Consider the following 19,588-nt stretch of genomic DNA (forward strand, 5'->3'; position numbering starts at 1 on the left):
CTGTGAACGAGCCGCCCGCTCAGGCAACCGTCGGGTTACGCGCCTCACACGATACACTGACGACGGCAGACCGGCTCGAAATCCCGCACATGCAATTTGAAGCGCTGCAGCCCTCGAGCGAGCCGATGCCTCCGCCGCATCTAACAGCGATTGTTGCGCAAGAGCCTTCGAAGATCATCGAGCAACACAAGCGCAGCGCAAGCGAAGGAAAATGCGCAGTCATGCTGCCCAGACCTCGACCTCGGCCTCGGCAGGAAACTTCCAAGGCAACTGCGAATGCCAATCGCGCCAAATCGGTCGCGGAGGTCAAGCCCTGCCGGTCAGGTGCCTTCGAAGGCCTATTCAAAGCATTGAACCTGTCAGCGGGATGCCAGACCTAGCCCAACGATTTCCCTTCATCGGCGAGATAGCCGACGGCAATCCGCGGCTCCTCGCGCGTTCGTCAGAGCAAACAAGCCGTGCCGACGAAATCCGGCCGCCTCGCCCCGATGAGCGCGGATCCGTTGTCGCCGCGCGGGACTGGCTGTCGGCGGAAACCATCACGCTCGTTCTTGGAGTGGCGATCGGCGTGGCTTTCGTCGTAAGTTTCGTCCTGTTTCGCGACGCGCATTTGAACGGAAAATCGATCGACAGGACGGCCGCCAAGGCGTTGGTCGAGCGCATTATCATAGCCGAGTCCAATGGTGACCCGAATGCAAGGAACAAGCGGTCGAGCGCGACTGGCGCCGCCCAGTTTCTCGATGACACGTGGCTCGAAGCCGTTCGAAGGCACCGACGCGATCTGATCCAGGGCCGCACCGACAAGCAAGTGTTGGACTTGCGGCGAGATGCCGAGCTTGCGCGAGAGATCGCCGCACGGCTGGTCGAGGAATATGCCGCGATGCTGAACAAGCGCAGTCTGCCGATCACACCCGGTTCTCTCTACCTTGCCCATTTCGCGGGACCGGCGGGCGCCGTGGCGCTATTGGCCGGCGCAGAAAGTGCCGATGCTGCTTCCCTTATGGCCGCTGCTGACGCGACGGGTCGGACCACGCGCAAAAAGCTGGTCAACGCCAATCCGTTCCTCAAGGCGATGACGGTCGGCGATATCAAGAGCTGGGCCGAACGCAAGATGGCAGTAGGCAATTCGGCGGGGCGCTCGTGAAGGCCACGTTTCAAGTACTCCACACGTTCCGACCGTTCAGGGTCAAACTGAGAAGTCCGGGCGCTCAGCCGGCAGGTCCGCTTTACCCGCAACTCCAGACAAACCGCTGCATCGGACTAACTGACGCGATGGGCCAATTCCGGACGTATGCACCGCAGCAAAAAGAGCTCTTAGTCTACCCCATCGTCGGTGGGCAAAGCGGCGTTGTTGCAGGCGAGCGCTGAGAGGCGCTGAAGCCGACCGGGAACCCTGCCGCGCGAGTCTGGATTCCCGCGATGGTTGGGGTAAGGTTACGCTGCCTGCGCAAAAGAATTGCAAACGACATCCGGGAGGAAGTGATGCTCGACACCACGCTTAGCGCGCGCGTCCAGGTTTTCCTCGACAAGTTTGAAGCCGCGCTTGCGGCGGGCGATCTCGACGCTGCCGTAGGAATGTTCGCTCCGGAATGCTACTGGCGCGACCTCGTTGCCTTCACCTGGAACATCAAGACCATGGAAGGCCGCGATCAGGTCCGCGACATGCTCGCGCATTGCCTCGCGCGTGTGAAGCCGCGCAACTGGAAAACCGCCGAGGGTGAACCGCCAACCGAGGCCGGCGGCGTGACCGAATCTTGGATCACGTTCGAAACCGAGGTCGCGCGCGGATATGGACTCATCCGCCTGCAGAATGGTCAGATCTGGACGCTCTTGACGACCATGGCCGAACTGAAGGCCCATGAGGAAAAGGCTGGCTTCAGCCGACCGCTCGGCGCCAGGCACGGCGTCAATCCCGGCGCCAAGACCTGGAAGGAACTGCGTGACGAGGAGGTCGAGCAACTTGGCTTCAAGACCCAGCCCTACGTGCTTGTCATCGGCGGCGGACAGGGAGGCATTGCGCTCGGGGCGCGGCTGCGCCAACTCGGTGTGCCGACGATCATCGTCGAAAAGAACGCACGCGCCGGCGATTCCTGGCGCAACCGCTACAAGTCGCTCTGCCTGCACGACCCCGTCTGGTACGATCACTTGCCCTACATCGATTTCCCCAAGAACTGGCCTGTGTTCTCGCCCAAGGACAAGATCGGCGATTGGCTGGAAATGTACACCAAGGTCATGGAGCTGAACTATTGGACGAACACCGTGGCCAAACGCGCCAGTTGGGACGACACCAGGAAGGAGTGGACCGTCATCGTCGAACGCGATGGCAAGGAGATTACTCTGCGGCCCAAGCAGCTTGTGTTCGCGACCGGCATGTCGGCCAAGCCGAACATGCCGAAAATCAAAGGCATGGAAGCGTTTAAGGGCGAGCAACACCATTCCTCACGCCATCCCGGCTCCGGCGGCTACAAAGGCAGGAAGGTGGTGGTGATCGGCTCGAACAATTCGGCCCATGACATCTGCGCTGCGCTGTACGAGGCCGGCGTCGACGTAACGATGGTACAGCGCTCAACGACCCACATTGTGCGCTCGGATTCGCTGATGGAGAGTATCGCCGATCTTTATTCCGAACGCGCCGTCCGCGGCGGAACGACGACGGCAAAGGCCGATCTGATCTTCGCTTCACTGCCCTACCGGATCTTGAATCAGTTCCAAAAGCCGGTCTACGACAAAATCCGCCAGGACGACGCCGCTTTCTATGCTGGGCTGGAGAAGGCCGGCTTCAGGCTCGACTTCGGTGACGACGATTCCGGGCTATTCATGAAATATCTGCGCCGCGGCTCGGGCTATTATATCGACGTCGGCGCCTCACAACTTATCATTGACGGAAAAATCAAACTGTTCGCTGGACAGGTCGAGGAAATCACGCCCAACGGCGTCAGGCTCGACAACGGCAAGGAATTGCCAGCGGACGTGATCGTCTATGCCACCGGCTACAGCTCGATGAACGGCTTTGTCGCCGATCTCGTGAATCCGGAAATGGCCGACAAAGTCGGCAAGGTCTGGGGCCTCGGCTCGAATACGACAAAGGACCCCGGCCCATGGGAAGGTGAGCAGCGCAACATGTGGAAGCCGACGCAGCAGGAAGGCCTATGGTTCCACGGCGGCAATCTGCATCAGTCGCGACATTACTCGCAATTCCTTTCCCTACAGTTGAAGGCGCGCTACGAGAGCATCCCGACGCCGGTCTACGGCCTGCAGACTGTCCATCACAAGGCCTGAATTGCCGAGTGCACAGCGGGGCTCGCGGATTGCGAGCCCCATGCTATTTCCGGGTCTTCGCACTCGCCAGCGCAATGTCCGCCTTGCCTTGTCGGCGCGCAGCAAAAAGGGCTCGTGAATGGTTAGGCCAAGTGCCTTCGCACTCTCCGGGCGTCATCCAAGCTGGTGACAGGGAGGTCACCGGTTCTGAGAGAATTCCCCTCGCCAGTGGAATTGGCCAACTGCCGCCGTTAGATGGCCGCCTCGGTCTGCCCGTCGAAAACATGAAGCCTGGAGGGCCGCATGGCAACGCGCAGCTTGTCGCCCACCCTCACCCTCGCGGTCGGCTCGACGCTCGCCACCATGATGCTCTCGCCGACCTTCATATCGAGCAGGATTTCCGAGCCGAGTTGCTCGACCACCTCAATCACAGCATCGAAGCATGGGTGACCGAGATCAGCGCTACCCGCCACGGTGAGGTCCTCCGGCCGCACGCCGAGCATGACCTCGCGTCCGATATGGCCGCGCAGCCGCTGCGCGGTCTCGTCCGGCAGCTTGATGCGCAGTCCGGTGTTCTCGGCGATCAGCGATCCGTTCGCCTCGGTCACCGTAACGGCGGCGAAATTCATGGCCGGGGAGCCGATGAAGCCGGCCACGAACTTATTGGCAGGCTGATTGTATAGCTCGAGCGGCTCCCCCACCTGCTGCACCACGCCGTCTTTCATGACGACGACCCGGTCACCCAGCGTCATGGCTTCGACCTGATCGTGGGTAACGTAAATGGCTGTAGTGCCGAGACGCAGATGCAGCTTCTTCAGCTCAACGCGCATCTGCACCCGCAGCTTGGCATCGAGGTTCGACAGCGGCTCGTCGAACAGGAACACGCGGGGGTGGCGCACGATAGCACGGCCCAACGCCACGCGCTGACGCTGGCCGCCCGAGAGCTGGCGTGGCCTGCGCTGTAGCAATTCGCCGATGCCGAGGATCTCAGCCGCCTCCAGCACGCGCTTGTCAATCTCGGGCTTTTCGAATTTGCGCATCTTCAGGCCGAACGCCATGTTGTCGTACACGCTCATGTGTGGATACAGAGCGTAGTTCTGGAACACCATGGCAATGTCGCGGTCCATGGGTGCCAATTGATTGACCACGTTGCCGTCTATGGAAATGTCGCCGGAACTGATCGCTTCGAGCCCGGCGATCATCCTGAGTGTCGTCGTCTTGCCACAGCCGGAAGGGCCGACGAACACCATGAACTCCTTGTCGCGGATCTGTAGATTGACGTCTTTGACAGCGTGCACGTTGTCAAAGAACTTGTTGATCCCCTTGAGGACGACCTGGCCCATTCGCTTCCACCTGCCTCCCAGCGGCTTATGCGCTGTCAGTATGCGCGCTTTCGAATCCCCGCGATCCGCGGTGCTGTCAGCCCTTCACTGATCCGGTCAATCCCGCGACGTAGTGTTCGACGAAAAACGAATAGGCGATAGCAACCGGTATCGATCCAAGCAGGGCCCCAGCCATCAGCGGCCCCCAGTAGAATACATCGCCGCGGATCAGCTCCGATGTGACGCCGACCGGCACGGTCTTCTGCTCAGGCGAGGACAGGAAGACGAGCGCATAGATGAACTCGTTCCACGACAGCGTGAAAGCGAAGATGCCGGCCGAGAGGATGCCGGGGATCGCCACTGGGATGACGATGTAGAGCATCGCTTGCCAGCGCGAGGCGCCGTCAATGCGCGCGCATTCCTCGAGCTCCTTGGGTACCGCCTTGAAGTAACCCATCATGATCCAGGTGCAGAACGGAATCAGAAAGGTCGGATAGGTCAGAATCAGTGACCAAGGCGTGTCGCCGAGCCGATAGTTGCGTATGATCTCTGCCAGCGGAATGAACAGCAGCGTCTGAGGCACCAGATAGGTAATGAAGATGGCGGTGCCCAGGCTGCCGGCAAATGGAAAGTTCAGCCGCGACAGGGCATAGCCGGCGAATACGCCGCACACGAGCGAGATGGCGGTTGAAGCGAGCGCGATGAACGTCGTGTTCCACAGCCACGAAGCGAACAGCGTCTCCTCGAACAGGTACCTGACATGGTCCCAGGTCGGTTTCCAGGTCCAGAACGGATTGTAGTTGCTCGAATTCCAGGGCCGGTAAAGCTCGCCGTCCGGCCGCACCGAAGTGATCACCATCCAGTAGAACGGGAACAGCAGGAAAAGCAGGAACAGCGCCATCGGGACGTAAAAGAACACCCACTTTCGCCACCTTGCGCCCTCGATCATGGCTCAGCGGACCTCCACGCGGCGGATGTAGAGAAGCTGGAGGACGACGACCAGAAACAGGACCGGAAACATTGCGAGCGAGATGGCGGCGCCCTCGCTCAGGAGGCCTGTGCCGACGCCGATCTGATAGGCGTAGGTGGCGAATAGGTGCGTTGCGTTGGCCGGCCCGCCGCCCGTCATCACATAGACAATCTGGAAATCGGCGAACGTCTGAATCACCGAGAACAGCATCACGACCATGGTCACGGGCAACAGCAGCGGCCAGGTGATGTGCCAGAACCGCTGCCACGGCTTGGCGCCGTCGATGGCGGCGGCCTCGTTGAGTTCGGGACTGATGGTTTGCAGGCCGGCGAGCAGGCTGATGGCGAAGAACGGCACCCCGCGCCAGATGTTGACGATGATAATCGAGATCATGGCGAGGTCCGGATCGCCCAGCCAATTGATCCGCCCGGTGATCAAACCGAGATGGTAGAGGAGCCAATTGAGAACGCTGAACGTCGGGTCGAACATCCACTTCCAGGCGAAAGTCGAGAGTACGGTCGGAATAATGAACGGCAGCAGGATGAAAGCACGGGTAAAAGCCTTGCCGCGGAAATTACGGTTGAGCAGCATGGCCAGCCACAGCCCGAGCGCCAGCTTGAAGACGGTGGTCACGCCCGTATAGAGGAAGGTATTGTAAACGGCGGTGCGAAAGATCCCGTCGTTGAAGATCTTGTAGAAGTTGGCGAGGCCGACGAAGTCGCCGGGAACACCGACGCGCGAGCTGGTGACCGACAGCAATATCCCTCGCATGAAGGGATAGGCGATGAACAGGCCGAGCAGTACGATGGTCGGCACCAGCAGCACGAACGCCAGCCAGCGCTCGTCCTCGAGCAAACGCTGTCGCCGGGGAGGGGGCGCCTCGCGGAGCGTGGTGTCGGAGACCGCGCTTATCGCCATGTTCGATCCTCGTCGGCCGGAAGATTCCGCCGCCCCTCGAAAAATGGGAGGGGGGGCGGCTTATCCTCAGACGTAGACCTTCTTGAGCTCAGCCTCTGCCCATTTCACGGCATCCTCGGGGCGCATGCCTTGGACAGCCTTTGCGTACATATCAACGATGACGTACTTGGTTACGACCTCGGCTGCCCTGCGCGTAGAGGGTCCCTCGTAACCAGCGAAGCGCCCTGTGCGAGCGGCTTGCTTGTAGGGCAGCATGATCGGGTCGTCGCCCCACAGCTTGTGCTTTTCCCAATCCGTGGTCGGGCCGACCGAGAAGCCCTTCTGCGAGACGAACCACTTGTCGTAGACGCCCTTGGAGTGAATCCAGCCAAGGAATTTCTTCGCCGCATCCTGGTTCTTCGAATAACCCATCAGGAGGTTCGAGAACGGGACGTGATAGCTGAATTGCCCACCGGGGCCCTTGGGGAGCGCGGCGTGCAGGATGTCGTCCTTCAGTTGCCCGCCTGACTCGGTCTTGTAAGTATCCGGCTTGCGCAGAGTCTCGATGTAGATCGAGGCGCCATTGAGCGTGGCGCTGCATGTCCCGGACAGAAAAGCGCGGTTGTTGTTGGAATCGTCCCAGGCGAGCCCGCCTTCATCGTGGGCGTCCTTCCAGAAGGCCACCATGAATTTAACCGCCTCGACCGTTGCCGGGCTATTCAGCGCAACCGTCTTGCCGTCAGCCTCGACCTCCTTGCCGCCCCAGGACCACAGGTAGGGGTAGGCGAAGGCGGGCGCATCGCCGAAGGTGTGACCCAGCGTTTGGCCGATTGGCCGTCCCTTTGCCTTCAGCTTCTTGCCGGCCTCGCGATACTCCTCCCACGTCTGGGGGAATTTTCCGTCCGTGTAGCCGATCTCGGCAAACCAGGACTTTCGGTACGCGATCTGCAGGCCGACGATGCACCACGGCACTGCGATCCACTTTTTGCCGTCATTGGCGACAGCGCGGGATGTTTCGTAGAAGCCGCCCTGGCTCTTGCCGAGTGCTTCAGCGATGTCGCTGACGTCTACGACGCTTTCGCCGTAAAGTTGCCCCCAATTATTGAGGACGCAGACGACGTCGGGGCCGGACCCGGACTGGATCGCCGAGGTGACGCGGGCTTGGATGTCGTTGGCATTGATGGTCTCGATATTGAGCTTTATGCCGAGCGCCTTCTCGCACTCCTTGGCGATTTCGTTGCGCAGCAGCTGATCTGACGCCGGAACGAAGTCGGTCCAGCGCAGCCAGTGCACCGTGGTGGCTTGCGCATAGGCGGGCGCCCTACCAACCGCCAGGATGCCGGCCATGCCGCCCGCAAGCGCGGTACCGCCCTTGAGGACGTTACGTCGGGTTACCGTCGTCATGCATTCCTCCCTCGGTGTGTCGGAGCTAATGCCCTTTGGCCAGTCTAACGCCGGCCTGGAGTGCCTTTCAGTCTATCGCGCCTCCGTTGCTCAACGCATGCGCACGCGACAACATGCGCAATACGTTGGCTCGATGATCATTTGGTGGTGTTCCACTTGCAGCGCCGGGGTGGCGAGTTCGCCGCGAACCAGGGTGGGTTCTTCGCGGAGCAGCGGCGCGATTACATCGTTGCCAATCGCAACGGCGATACGACCGGCGGCCTGGATCGTGTCGGCGCCGCAGGCAGCGCTTGAACCCTACCGTCATAACGGTCCCTCCCGCGCAGCGACGGTCTTGCCGTGGCCAAGCGGGTTTTCCCCGTCTTATATGAAGTTCGGTACCGGAAGCTGGCGCGGCGTCATTGTCGCCCGTCGCATCAGGAAATCAAGTACTAGCTTTGACGCGCCTGCCATGGGCTCACTTCCTGAACTGGCCGGCCACCAAAAATATCGAACCTGTTACGTAAGACGCTTCATCTGAGGCGACGACAGAATCGCCCATAGCTCTCTTTTTGGGTTCGCGGCCAATTGACGGCCTCCTTTGGGCAATCGCGCCAGGTCGCCGGCGGGTCCGAAGAGCCGCTTCGCACCGTTCCGCGGGGATCGTTCGGGTATGTCTGCAATAGCGAGCCCGTTCGAACTGAACCAGGTAAGGAGATGCCGCAACGGCGTCGCGGGCTGGCTCTTAGCCCGTATTCCTGACCGCCTCAGCTAGCATGGCGTAAAGCTGGCGCTTGCTGAGCACTTTGGGCTGCCGCTTCTCCAGTGGTTTCGACACCTTCTTACCTACAGCGCGGGCACAAGCGGCGGACAACGGCGGCCTTCGCTTAGGTGCCGCCCTTACCTGGGGTTTTGCAGTTGATGGCTAGTGACCACGTTTCAGGCCCAAACGAGTCAGCCGCCCGCAAACCGCGTTACGACTACACCCGAGACGGCGCGCAATCTGCGTGGCGCTGTGTCCGAAGGACCAGAGTTCTTTCAGCAGCGCCAGGTCTCTGTCATCCCAGCTCATGGAGATACTATAACGCCGGCTATCAATTCCTGGCTAGTCTAGTCTTCGTCTGGCTCGCGCACGATCGGTGGCTCTTCCTCTCCTTCGTCCTCTTCGTCCTCATCGTCTTCTTCATCTTCATCAGGATCTCGGGGCGGCATCATGTGGCCCATGATGATCGAGGCATCCCAATCGATCGAGCTGGTGGACAGTTCTTCGAAGATGTGTTGCTTCACGTTGTTGCTCCTCCAAATACCCGTGGCCTGGATACGAGTCTGAGATGCGGTCGTGGCGCAGTTCGGACATGGTTATTCTACAAGTAGCTTGTCCGCTAATGGGATGGTCCCGGCCGTGCTCCTGCCCCGCCAGCAAGCGAAGCTGGCAAGGGACGCCAAAAACAAGGAGCACGCCATGTCCCAGAAGTTCGAGAGCGCAATCGCCGTGATCGGCATCGACATCGGCAAGAACCCGTTCCACGTCGTGGGCCACGATGCGCGCGGCGCCATCGTGCTGCGGCAGAAGTGGTCGCGTGGCCAAGTGGAAGCGCGGCTCGCCAATATACCGCCCTGCCTGATCGGCATGGAAGCCTGCGTTGGCGCACATCACCTGAGCCGCAAACTCGCATCGCTTGGTCACGATGCCAGGTTGATGCCGGCCAAATATGTCCGCCCCTATAGCAAGGGACAGAAGAACGACTTCAATGATGCCGAAGCGATTGCCGAAGCCGTGCAGCGCCCGACGATGAAGTTCGTGGCGACCAAGACCGCGGAGCAACTGGATCTGCAGGCGCTGCATCGGGTGCGCGAGCGGCTGGTGTCCGCAACGCACCGGCATTATAAATCAGATTCGTGCCTTCATGCTGGAACGCGGGATCGCCGTGCGTCAGGGTATCCGCTTCCTGCGCACGGAACTGCCCACCGTCCTTGCGACGCGCACCGATGCCCTGTCGCCACGCATGTTGCGTGTCATCGAGGAGTTGGCAGGCGACTGGCGCCGGCTGGATCAGCGCATCGATGGCCTATCCGGCGAGATCGAAGCACTGGCCCGTCAAGATCAGGCATGTTCGCGCCTGATGACGGTGCCTGGCATCGGGCCGATCATTTCGAGCGCCATGGTGGCCGCGATCGGCACTGGCGACGTATTCTCCAAAGGCCGCGACTTCGGCGCCTGGCTCGGACTGGTACCCAAGCAGATCTCGACGGGAGACCGCACGATCCTCGGCAAAATCTCGAGGCGCGGCAATCGCTACCTGCGCGTTCTGTTCGTGCAGGCGGCATGGGTTGTGCTGGTCAGGATAAAGGACTGGGAACGTTACGGGCTCAAATCCTGGATCGAAGCCGCCAAGAGGCGGTTGCACCACAACGTGCTCGCGATCGCGCTTGCCAACAAGCTTGCCCGCATCGCCTGGGCGGTGTTGGCTAAAGGACGCGCCTTCGAGCTGACGAGGACCGACGATGCAGGCGTCCGACCCGTTTGATCCTCGCGTCGTGCTCGGCGCGGTCAAGGCACAGCGTGGCAACACCGGAGCCGGCCGCAAGCCAAGCGCGACGGCCGGCCTTGACCGCCCCTGCGCGCGACGCAATCGACGTTCTGCGGGCCGGGACGAAGGAACGGCCCTTGGCTCGAACAAAGGAACTGCGCGATGTGAGGAGCAAGCGATGACGTAACCCTATCAACAGCTTCCAGCCGAGGTCTGCGAGAGGATGAGACGAGATGGAGGTTCGGTCTTCCGAGCGCGTGCGAACACTGGTGACCCAAATGGTCCAATCGAGGCCTGTCCGCTAATCAGAACGCACGCGCGCTGATATCCATGATGGCCCGGAGCAAATGCTCCAATCAAAGGCCGGATACATTGATGCAAGACCGCTTACCACCAGATCGACGAACCGCTTGCAACGCACGGCCGGACCATACAATAGGGTCACAAGCGGGCTTCGCCGCGTTGACCCTCGATCGTCCGCTAACGGTTCGATATCCGTCATCAACAGCGTCGGATGCGAAGGTCGGCCAAGGGCCGCAAAATGGCTTCGGGTTGACTGCCGTCAGGCGTCCGCAAAAGGTTGAAAGCCGGTCGCAGGATATGAATGAGGCTATCAACTCACGCGGCTCTGTTTGTCGCGGATGCGGATACAGGCGACTGGCAAACGTGGGTTTATGGTGCGCTCGGAGGGCGTTCGCATTTGCTGCGATTTCAATCGCTTATCCCAACGATGAAGAACCAGAGGTTCATATCAACCTTATAGGAGCGTTTCAGCTCCCATTGCCGACCCGCAGCCCTACGTCCCGAACGTAAGTAGCAACCGAAAAGTTCAACAAAAACAGTAAACTTCGCTCCTGGTTGACCACCTTTATTGCTGTTTGTTCACGGCGTTTCGGTGGTCAATCGGTGGTCAGCTAACCGGGCAAGCCTCGGGGCTGTGGTTGGCGGCACCATGAAGGCATGAAGTCATTAGCCGCCTTCGCGCGTCCACCTGTCCCACATACTCGTCGCACTACTAACCCGCCTTAACGCAGGTGGCGTCGACGACTAGCGTCGGGGGTTCGAGTCAGGAGAGCGCTACCGCCTTTCCCCACACCCGTCGGAGCTGCGATATATTATTCAGTCTTCCGCATGAGGGCGTTCACGCGGTGAGCCAAGCTGCCTCTCCGCGTCTCATGCCGATTGCGACCACCCCGAGCGGGGAATCGCGCTGGACCGGCTGATTAAGAGGCAACCAGCCCAGCGGGCGAAGCTGATCGCGAAGCGAAAGGCGGCTTATGAAGCGGGCAATGGGTCAGGCCGTTGGCGCACGTGCAGCTAGTCGTGCAATGGAACGAGGCAACGCAACGGCCAAGTTGCCGTTGCGTCCTTTACCGCCGATACGTCGGCCAAGACCGGAACGCCGAAGCGCTCCATCCGCCCCGACGCAACCCGCGCCAAGGCGCTAGGCCCCGATCTGGACCGCGTCGCCGGACAAGGGTACCGAACTAGGCGCGCTGGCGGCTCCGGCGACAGCAGCGCTTGTACCAGATTTAACTTTCCGCGACGACATCAAGCTTAATCCGCGTCTTCGATTGCACGGGGGCTGCGGAACGCTAGCCTCTCTGCACCGGACATTGCCCCGTCCGGCTCTGCCATGGCGAGGTCGTCGCGCCAAGATACTCGGCGCGGCGGCTTCGTTTGTCCGCTGCAACGGTATGAGTTTGATTTGGCGAATAAGCTAGACGATGACCGTTTCGATCTTATTGAGATGCGACGACAGGTCGCGAACTTGCGCTCGCAACACTCTGACAATCTTCTCGTCACATCGCGATTGAACCGCTTCCTCGTGAAGATTGCGTTTTTGTCAGAGCCAATCGATGCGGCGCACGAGCAACATCTGAAGCATGAGTTCGTGCGGACGTTGCGAAGTGTTGAAGCGATCGTCTCGCGGAGCCGATCTGCGAAGCCGTCAGGCGTCGTTAAGCAGCCCAAGTAACGCTAACGCACAGACGTTCTTGCGCCGGCCGTGGCCGGCGCCGATGCTCGATGTAGTCGCGAAGTCGTCCTCGTCTCGCGTACCGGCGCCTTCGCGGCGAGGGGTCGCCGATCCCTTTGGTCGGCGACCCCGCCATGTGATGCTGCTTACCTGAGGGGACTGAACGTGTCTGTTGAATGGAAGGGCGTTGAGCGGCGACGCGTCACACGCAAGACGGTTGACCAGATAGTCATGCTCTCACTCTCAAGGGATGAAGCCGTCACGCCCTGCGCAATGCGAAACCTTTCAGTTCTTGGCGCCGGCATACTTCTTGAAAATACTCCGATCCCGCCGACGGAATTCGACCTGTCCTTCGACGAATTTCGAACGAGCTTCGCCTGCCGCCTCGTATGGCATCGCGATGCCTTCATCGGGGTGGAGTTTGTCCATTAGCGATGCAATCGTCGCTCACTCATCGGTTGGATGGTGGTCTGGCGGAGCTGCTGATTAGGAAGCGTATACTCTTAGAAACTCAACCCCCATTCGCCCGTTCCGCCAAACGTACGGGTAAACCTGCATTGCATCTGTGATCGAGCCTCGTTAGTCCGGCAGCTGCGACGAGCCAAAGAGACGCAGTGTCGGGGGTTGAGACACGAGACCACTACCGCCTTTCCCCACACGACGCACATCTACGATATTTCCTCCGATCGTCCGCCTAAGCTCGGAAGCCTGTTGAACGGTAGGTTCAAATCCGGGACATGCAGTCAGCTCAAATTGCTACTTGAGGCGGCCGCTTGCAATGGCGTCAGCGTCGCGCCTATTGGAAGTCAATTCCCTCCTCTGCGAAGGAGTTTCAATGGGCTTTATGCCCGCTGTCCGTATGATCGACCTGCGACTGGCATGAAAGTCGGTCGCAGGTCGGCTATTTTGCTTACCTATCCCATTACTTAAGATTGTCCGCGTCAATGACCGCTTGAGAGAATGCCAGCGGCGCCTCTTGCGGAAGATTGTGACCGATTCCGCCGGTCAGCGCCCTGTGTTGATATCTACCGCTGAACTTTTTCGCGTAGACGCTTGGTTCGGGATGAGGAGCGCCGTTTGCGTCACCTTCCAAAGTGATGCTCGGAACGTTTATGTTCGGGAAGCTCGCGAGCTTCTTCTCGATGTCATCATATTTTGCTTCACCTTCGGCAAGTCCGAGGCGCCAGCGATAATTGTGAACAGAGACTGCAACGTGGTCGGGATTGGCAAAGGCAGTCGCAGAACGCTCGAAGGTCGCGTCGTCAAACGCCCACTTTGGTGAAGCTTGTTCCCAGACCAACCGAGCGAAGTCCTTAGTGTACTTCTGATATCCAAGCAGGCCCCGTTCGGTCGCGAAGTAATATTGATACCACCAGAGCAATTCGGCCTTGGGCGGCAGCGGCGCCTTGTTGAGCGCCTGACTGCCAATCAGATAACCGGAGACCGCCACTAAGGCTTCGCAGCGCTCGGGCCAAAGCGCTGCGACGATGGCCGCCGAGCGTGCCCCCCAATCGCAGCCGCCGAAAACGGCACTCTTGATCTTGAGCGCATCCATCAATGCGATCACGTCTGCGGCAACAGCCCCTTGCTGGCCGTTGCGCATCGTTGAATCCGAAAGGAATTTGGTGGATCCATACCCACGCACATAAGGAACGATGACGCGATAGCCTGCCTTGGCGAGCTGCGGCGCGACATCGACGTAGCAATGGATGTCATAGGGCCAGCCATGCAGCAGCACGACCGGCTTGCCATCCGCTGGACCAACATCGGCATAGCCAATGTTCAGATCACCCGCGTCGATCTGCTTGATTGTACCGAACGACGTGTGGGTGCCGCGGATCGTGTCCGGCGTGGACTGGCTGGCGGCTTGCGCAGTTGCAGCGCTGATCCGGGTGAATGGCAGCGCGGCGGCGATGCCCGCCGCGGCAACCAGCAAACGTCGCTTGGGATCTACGTCTTCCATATCTTCTCTCCAGTTAACGGGAATTCCCGATTCTATCGTGAGGTGCGCTTGTATCTTGGCTGTGTCCGCATGAGCCGCGCTTGTAAGCTCATGTAGCATCGGCGGTTTAGGCGACGACCTCGACATTCTGCGACGGCAAATCGCCGCCGAAAGCAAAGCCTTGGCCGGGTGCAGCCGCGAATAGTCGACGGGTATAATCTTCTTTCGGACTACCAAAGACCTCGAGGGTCGTCCCCTGCTCCACCACCTGCCCGTTTCTCATCACAACGATCCGGTCGCACAACTGACTGGCGACACGCAGATCGTGCGTGATGAACAGGATACCGACGCCGGTCTGGGACTGAATGTCTTCCAGGAGCTGGAGAATCTGCGCCTGAACGGACACGTCGAGCGCGGACACCGGCTCGTCGGCGATAATCAGGCGCGGCTGGCAGGCAAGCGCGCGCGCGATGGCGATACGTTGCCGTTGTCCGCCCGAGAACTCCTTTGGATAACGACGAAGCGCGTCGGGCTGCAGGCGGACCAGCTTCATCAATTCTTCCGCACGCTGCCAGGCTACGTCAGCGGATACACCAAAATTCAACGGGCCTTCCACGATCGAGGCGCCGACCGTCTGACGAGGGTTGAGCGAGCGATAGGGATCCTGGAAAATCACCTGCACGTCGTGCCTGACCGGCACCAGTTGACGGGTCTTGAGATGGGTGACGTTGCGGGAGTTGATGACAATCGTTCCGCCGGACGGCTCGGCCAGTCGGGCGACACAGCGAGCAAATGTCGACTTGCCCGAACCGGATTCACCGACGATACCGACCGTCTCGCCGGCCGCCACCGAGAGCGACACCTGCTTGACCGCTGCAACCGTCGTCTTGCGCGCAGGCCACTGGCCTCGAACGAAGCTCTTCGAGACATCCGTTGCGGACAACAGCGTAGCAGCATCAGCGCGTGCAGGACGTGTCTTGGGATTCAGTTGAGGAACAGCCGCCATCAACGATCGTGTATAGGGATGCTGAGGTCGCCTCAGCACGTCTTCCTTGCGCCCGGCCTCGACCACGTGTCCCAGGCGCAACACCACCACGCGATCGGCAATATCGGCGACCACACCGAAATCGTGGGTGATGAACAGGACCGCCGTGCCGTTCGCGGCCTGCAGCTCGCGGATCAGCTTGAGAACTTCGGCCTGTGTTGTCACGTCGAGCGCAGTCGTCGGCTCGTCGCAGATCAATAGCGCGGGCTTCAGTACCAACGCGATCGCGATGACGATCCGCTGCCGCTGTCCGCCCGAGAGCTGATGCGGATAGGAACGATAGAGCCGCTCGGGGTCTGGGAGATTGACGCGTGCCATCATCTGAAGGATTGTCTGAAAGCGCGCGCCGGCACTCATCCGGACGTGCTGGCGCAGCATCTCGTCGATCTGCTCGCCGCAGGTCACCACCGGATTGAGCGCGGTCATCGGTTCCTGGAACACCATGGCCATGGACGGCCCGCGCAAGCCCCGCAGCGCACTCTCGCCCAATCCGACCAATTCGCGGCCGTCGATCTTGATCGATCCGACCGATGGACGCAGCCCGGATGGTAACAGCCCCATGATCGCGCTCGCGATCATCGATTTGCCGGAGCCGGACTCTCCAAGCAGACAGAGCGTCTCGCCTTTATCGACCTGAAAGGACGCGTTCTCGACCGCGTATGGGCGATCCGCCCTCGGCGGCAACGGAATCGTCAGTTCGTTGACCGCAAGCACGGGTTCGTTACGTGGCATGATTGGCGTCGTCGTCATGTCACTCTCCACGCTTGTTGAACTTGGGATCGAGCGTATCTCTCAAGCCATCGCCCAGCATGTTGACTGCAAGAACGGTGAGCGCGAGGAAGATTCCCGGAAACAGCACGTTGTGTGGGAATTGATTGAACTGGGAGCGTCCTTCCGCCATGACGTTTCCCCAGCTCGGCAGATCCGCTGGCAAACCGATGCCGAGGAAGGACAGAATGGCCTCCACCAGAATCGACGATGCGCAGACATAGGTTGCCTGAATGATCAGCGGGGCAAAGGAATTGGGAAGCACGTGCCGGACCAATATCTTCCAGGTGGGAGTTGCGAGCGCGACTGCGGCCTCGACATAAGGTTCCTCGCGAATGCTCAAAACCAGCGAGCGAACCAGTCGTGCCACGCGAGGCACCTCCGGCAGAGCGATCGCGATCACCACGCTGGTCAGCGTCCCGCCGAACAGTGCGATCAGGGTGACGGCAAGCAGGATCCCCGGAATGGCCATGACGCCGTCCATGATCCGCATGACAATACTATCAAGCCACTTGAAATAGCCGGCCATCAATCCGAGTGCCACGCCGAGCGTGACCGCGAAGACCGCAACCGAAAGCCCCACGACGATCGACACGCGGCCGCCATAGAGCGTCCGGCTCCAGATGTCGCGTCCGAGGCTGTCCGTTCCCATCAAAAACCAATGCGGGATGACATTGCCGTCAAGCGTCGTAAAATCGGCGTGTGTCCCCGGGAGCGCATTGCTGATCGATGGATCGATCGCAGTCGGGTCCAGCGTGCCGAGCCAGGGCGCAAAAATCGCCATCAGCACCAGAACGAGGAGCACCAGGCCCGATATCCGCACCGACCAATTGCTGGACAGTCGCGCCGAGATCGACCGGCGACGCAATGCGCTGGCCTCGGGCGATGCCGCAGCGAGCGTTTCAATGGTTGCCTCAGTCACGCGAGCCTCCTTATTGGCGGATGCGAGGGTCCAGCAACAGATAGCTGAGATCGACCAGCAGATTGATCCCGACATAGATCGCCGCGAACAGCAGCGTGATGCCCTGGATCAGTGGAAAATCCCGCGACAGCACCGCATCGACCGTCAACGATCCCAATCCTGGGATGGCAAACACTGATTCCGTGATCACGACGCCACCGATCAACAGCGCAATGCCGATGCCGATAACCGTGACGATCGGAATGGCCGCATTGCGCAAGGCGTGATGAATGAGGACGCGCAGTTCGGAGATACCCTTGGCGCGAGCGGTTCGGATGAAGTCCTCGGTCAGTGCTTCGGCGACAGAGGCGCGGGTGACCCTCGCGATCAGGGCCAGGTAGACGATCGACAGGGTCGCTGCCGGCAGGATCAAATTGCGCAACCAGGGCAGCACGCCGTCGGCGATCCGGTTATAGCCCTGCACGGGCAGCAGTTGCAGGCGGAGCGCAAATATCCAGATCAGGACATAACCTGTCACGAACACGGGCACGGAGAAGCCGAGCGCCGAGAACGTCATCAAGCCACGATCGAGCCAGCCACCGTGCCGCCATGCCGCCAAGACCCCGAGCGGGACGGCGAGCAGGACCGTGACGATGATCGTGAGCGTGGACAGCGCAATGGTCGGTTCGATGCGCTGTCCGATCAGCTTCGACACAGGCTGCTTCATGAAGAACGATTGGCCGAGGTCGCCGTGCAGCACGCCGAGCAGCCAGCGTCCGAATTGCAGCAGCAGCGGGTCCTTCAATCCGAGCTGCGCCCGCACCGCCTCAAGTGCCGCAGCGCTGGCATCATTGCCCACGATCGCAGCCGCAGGATCCCCTGGCGCAAGTCGCGTCATGAGGAAAATGATGACAGCCACGACCAACAAAACTGGAATCGTGGCGATCAGCCGCCTGACAAGGAATATGGCCATCGGAGATCAACCCTTCTGGATGCCCCAATACACACACACCGGTGAGCTGACGGTGCCGGTGATCACGTCCTTGCGCGCTGCCGTGATGGTCTTGTACTCGCCAATCGGCGCGACGATTGCCGCATCGTAGTTCCGCTCCTGGATCTGATCGGCCAGCGACTTGCGCTGCTCGTTGGTTGTCGCCAACAAGAACTCGTCCTTGAGCGCCTCGAGCTTTGCGTCGGTTGGCCAGCCGAACCAGCCGTTTTCGCCGTTGCCGGTGAGCGGTGCGTAGAACAGCGGGTTGATGTTGTCCGGGATGTTCCAGCCCGTGATGAAGGCACCCCAGCCGCCTTGAGCAGGAGGCGTCTTCAGGGCACGCCGCGCGACTAGTGTCGGCCAATCCATCGACTGCATATCGACGTTGAAGCCGGCCTGCTTCAACAATGCCGCCATCACGGGCGGGAATTTGTTGAGGATCGCGAAACTCGCCGGATACATCAGCACGACCGGCTCGTTGTTGTAGCCTGCCTCCTTGAGAAGTGCGCGGGCGCGGGCAAATTGCGGCTTGCCCGTGTAGTAGGAGGTCTTTTCGGAATGGTAGACTGTGCCCGTCGGATAAAGCGACGCATTGGTGTTGTACAGATCGGGGTGGACCATCTGCGCCTTCATCAGCGCATCCTGGCTGATCGCCATATAGGCCGCCTGCGCGATCTTCGGGTTGTTGAATGGCGGGTACAGATGGTTGAGATGGAGTGCGAAGGATCCCTTCGGCACGAGATCCGCAAACGCGATCTTCGGGTTATTCCTCAGCGCCACATATTGATCGGCCGGCACCCATTCGATCAGGTCGACTTCGCCGTTGATGATGGCATTGGTCTGGGTTTGGCCGTCGGTCAGAATGATCCATTCCATGCGGTCGACATTGACCACCTTGCCGCCCGCTGTTCCCGACGCCGGCTCGTTCCGGGGCACGTAGTCCGTGTTCTTGACATAGACGACCCGTTCGCCTGGCCGATATTCGTCCGTCTTGAAGACGAACGGTCCGGAACCGATCTGGCTGGTGATCTGTTGATCCGGGGGAGTTTCCGCGACCCGCTTGGGCATGATGAACGGAGGCACCGACGCCGGCTTCGACAGCGCTTCCAAGACCAGTCCAAAACGCTGCTTGAGCGTGAGGATGAATGTGTCGCCGCTCTTGGCATCCAGCGAGGCGGTTGCCGCCAGCAATCTTTGGCCGAGATTGTCGCGCGCACCCCAGCGCTTGAGCGACTGGATGACGTCCGCCGACGTCACTGGGGCGCCATCATGGAACTTGAGGCCCTTGCGGAGCGTGAAGGTCCACACCTTGCCATCGTCGCTCTGGCTGTATTCGGAGACCATCTGAGGCTTGACCTGGCCCTGGCCGTCCACACCGAACAGCGTGTCGTAGATGGCATAGCCGTGATTGCGCGTGATGATCGCAGTCGTCCAGATCGGATCGAGAATCTTCAGATCGGACTGCGGCACGACGCGCAGGACCTTCGGTCCCGCGGCAAAGCTTTTCCGCGGCGCTGCGGCTGCAAGTACGAGGCCGCCAGTCATCGCCAGAAATGAACGCCTATCCGTCATTTGACCCCCTCCTATTGCTTTGTTCGAATG

At 60.4% G+C, this 19,588-nt stretch carries 15 protein-coding genes and 1 pseudogene; 5 read left to right on the top strand and 11 right to left on the bottom strand.

Features of this window, described 5'->3' with window-relative positions:
• Window positions 1–211 precede the first annotated feature (211 nt).
• Complete coding sequence (locus tag V1280_RS17775) at window positions 212–1,144, top strand: lytic transglycosylase domain-containing protein (RefSeq protein ID WP_334526528.1); 933 nt, start codon at window positions 212–214, stop codon at window positions 1,142–1,144.
• 338 nt (window positions 1,145–1,482) lie between these two features.
• Window positions 1,483–3,279: a flavin-containing monooxygenase gene (locus V1280_RS17780; RefSeq protein WP_334526530.1), complete on the top strand. Its 1,797-nt coding sequence runs from the start codon at window positions 1,483–1,485 to the stop codon at window positions 3,277–3,279.
• 230 nt (window positions 3,280–3,509) lie between these two features.
• On the opposite strand, the gene V1280_RS17785 is transcribed toward V1280_RS17780, so the two are convergent.
• The 4 genes from V1280_RS17785 to V1280_RS17800 all read right to left on the bottom strand — a co-directional run bounded on the left by V1280_RS17785 (window position 3,510) and on the right by V1280_RS17800 (window position 7,851).
• On the bottom strand, window positions 3,510–4,601 hold the full coding sequence (locus tag V1280_RS17785) for an ABC transporter ATP-binding protein (protein ID WP_334526532.1): 1,092 nt from the start codon (window positions 4,599–4,601) through the stop codon (window positions 3,510–3,512).
• 76 nt (window positions 4,602–4,677) lie between these two features.
• Window positions 4,678–5,499, bottom strand: a complete 822-nt coding sequence (locus tag V1280_RS17790; protein ID WP_334526535.1) for a carbohydrate ABC transporter permease — start codon at window positions 5,497–5,499, stop codon at window positions 4,678–4,680.
• A gap of 33 nt (window positions 5,500–5,532) precedes the next feature.
• Window positions 5,533–6,468: a carbohydrate ABC transporter permease gene (locus V1280_RS17795; RefSeq protein ID WP_334526538.1), complete on the bottom strand. Its 936-nt coding sequence runs from the start codon at window positions 6,466–6,468 to the stop codon at window positions 5,533–5,535.
• Window positions 6,469–6,534: 66 nt separating this feature from the next.
• Window positions 6,535–7,851, bottom strand: a complete 1,317-nt coding sequence (locus V1280_RS17800) for an ABC transporter substrate-binding protein (protein ID WP_334526541.1) — start codon at window positions 7,849–7,851, stop codon at window positions 6,535–6,537.
• Between the two features lie 141 nt (window positions 7,852–7,992).
• Here V1280_RS17800 and V1280_RS17805 point away from each other — a divergent pair, with 141 nt between their 5' ends.
• The gene (locus V1280_RS17805; protein WP_334526544.1) at window positions 7,993–8,145 is read left to right on the top strand and encodes a hypothetical protein; all 153 of its coding nucleotides are present in this window, start codon (window positions 7,993–7,995) and stop codon (window positions 8,143–8,145) included.
• 610 nt (window positions 8,146–8,755) lie between these two features.
• Here V1280_RS17805 and V1280_RS17810 read toward each other — a convergent pair.
• Both V1280_RS17810 and V1280_RS17815 read right to left on the bottom strand, forming a co-directional pair.
• Entirely contained in the window at window positions 8,756–8,902 is a 147-nt protein-coding gene (locus tag V1280_RS17810) for a GcrA family cell cycle regulator (protein ID WP_334526548.1), read from the bottom strand.
• Window positions 8,903–8,940: 38 nt separating this feature from the next.
• Window positions 8,941–9,117, bottom strand: a complete 177-nt coding sequence (locus tag V1280_RS17815; RefSeq protein WP_334526551.1) for a hypothetical protein — start codon at window positions 9,115–9,117, stop codon at window positions 8,941–8,943.
• A gap of 175 nt (window positions 9,118–9,292) precedes the next feature.
• Between V1280_RS17815 and V1280_RS17820 the strand changes: the two are divergent.
• A pseudogene (locus V1280_RS17820) lies at window positions 9,293–10,358 on the top strand (IS110 family transposase).
• 2,146 nt (window positions 10,359–12,504) lie between these two features.
• The gene (locus V1280_RS17825; protein ID WP_334526554.1) at window positions 12,505–12,771 is read left to right on the top strand and encodes a PilZ domain-containing protein; all 267 of its coding nucleotides are present in this window, start codon (window positions 12,505–12,507) and stop codon (window positions 12,769–12,771) included.
• Window positions 12,772–13,261: 490 nt separating this feature from the next.
• On the opposite strand, the gene V1280_RS17830 is transcribed toward V1280_RS17825, so the two are convergent.
• From V1280_RS17830 to V1280_RS17850, 5 genes are all read right to left on the bottom strand, one after another.
• Window positions 13,262–14,302 carry an alpha/beta fold hydrolase gene (locus V1280_RS17830; protein ID WP_334526557.1) on the bottom strand — a complete coding sequence of 347 codons (1,041 nt, stop codon included), beginning with the start codon at window positions 14,300–14,302 and terminating at the stop codon, window positions 13,262–13,264.
• A gap of 106 nt (window positions 14,303–14,408) precedes the next feature.
• On the bottom strand, window positions 14,409–16,076 hold the full coding sequence (locus V1280_RS17835) for an ABC transporter ATP-binding protein (RefSeq protein WP_334526560.1): 1,668 nt from the start codon (window positions 16,074–16,076) through the stop codon (window positions 14,409–14,411).
• A gap of 1 nt (window position 16,077) precedes the next feature.
• Window positions 16,078–17,016, bottom strand: coding sequence for an ABC transporter permease (locus V1280_RS17840; RefSeq protein ID WP_334526563.1), 939 nt, complete (start codon window positions 17,014–17,016; stop codon window positions 16,078–16,080).
• Window positions 17,017–17,026: 10 nt separating this feature from the next.
• The gene (locus V1280_RS17845; RefSeq protein WP_249758453.1) at window positions 17,027–17,968 is read right to left on the bottom strand and encodes an ABC transporter permease; all 942 of its coding nucleotides are present in this window, start codon (window positions 17,966–17,968) and stop codon (window positions 17,027–17,029) included.
• Between the two features lie 6 nt (window positions 17,969–17,974).
• Window positions 17,975–19,558, bottom strand: a complete 1,584-nt coding sequence (locus V1280_RS17850) for an ABC transporter substrate-binding protein (protein ID WP_334526570.1) — start codon at window positions 19,556–19,558, stop codon at window positions 17,975–17,977.
• Window positions 19,559–19,588: the final 30 nt, after the last annotated feature.

It is taken from the genome of Bradyrhizobium sp. AZCC 2230 (assembly GCF_036924495.1).
Lineage (GTDB): Bacteria > Pseudomonadota > Alphaproteobacteria > Rhizobiales > Xanthobacteraceae > Bradyrhizobium > Bradyrhizobium rifense.

Bases quoted from the DNA above. Each gene is read 5' to 3' on its own strand.
- V1280_RS17795 (WP_334526538.1), bottom strand. From the start codon at position 6,468: ATGGCGATAAGCGCGGTCTCCGACACCACGCTCCGCGAGGCGCCCCCT.
- V1280_RS17850 (WP_334526570.1), bottom strand. From the start codon at position 19,558: ATGACGGATAGGCGTTCATTTCTGGCGATGACTGGCGGCCTCGTACTT.
- V1280_RS17775 (WP_334526528.1), top strand. From the start codon at position 212: ATGCGCAGTCATGCTGCCCAGACCTCGACCTCGGCCTCGGCAGGAAAC.
- V1280_RS17810 (WP_334526548.1), bottom strand. From the start codon at position 8,902: ATGAGCTGGGATGACAGAGACCTGGCGCTGCTGAAAGAACTCTGGTCC.
- V1280_RS17830 (WP_334526557.1), bottom strand. From the start codon at position 14,302: ATGGAAGACGTAGATCCCAAGCGACGTTTGCTGGTTGCCGCGGCGGGC.
- V1280_RS17780 (WP_334526530.1), top strand. From the start codon at position 1,483: ATGCTCGACACCACGCTTAGCGCGCGCGTCCAGGTTTTCCTCGACAAG.
- V1280_RS17845 (WP_249758453.1), bottom strand. From the start codon at position 17,968: ATGGCCATATTCCTTGTCAGGCGGCTGATCGCCACGATTCCAGTTTTG.
- V1280_RS17800 (WP_334526541.1), bottom strand. From the start codon at position 7,851: ATGACGACGGTAACCCGACGTAACGTCCTCAAGGGCGGTACCGCGCTT.
- V1280_RS17835 (WP_334526560.1), bottom strand. From the start codon at position 16,076: ATGACGACGACGCCAATCATGCCACGTAACGAACCCGTGCTTGCGGTC.
- V1280_RS17785 (WP_334526532.1), bottom strand. From the start codon at position 4,601: ATGGGCCAGGTCGTCCTCAAGGGGATCAACAAGTTCTTTGACAACGTG.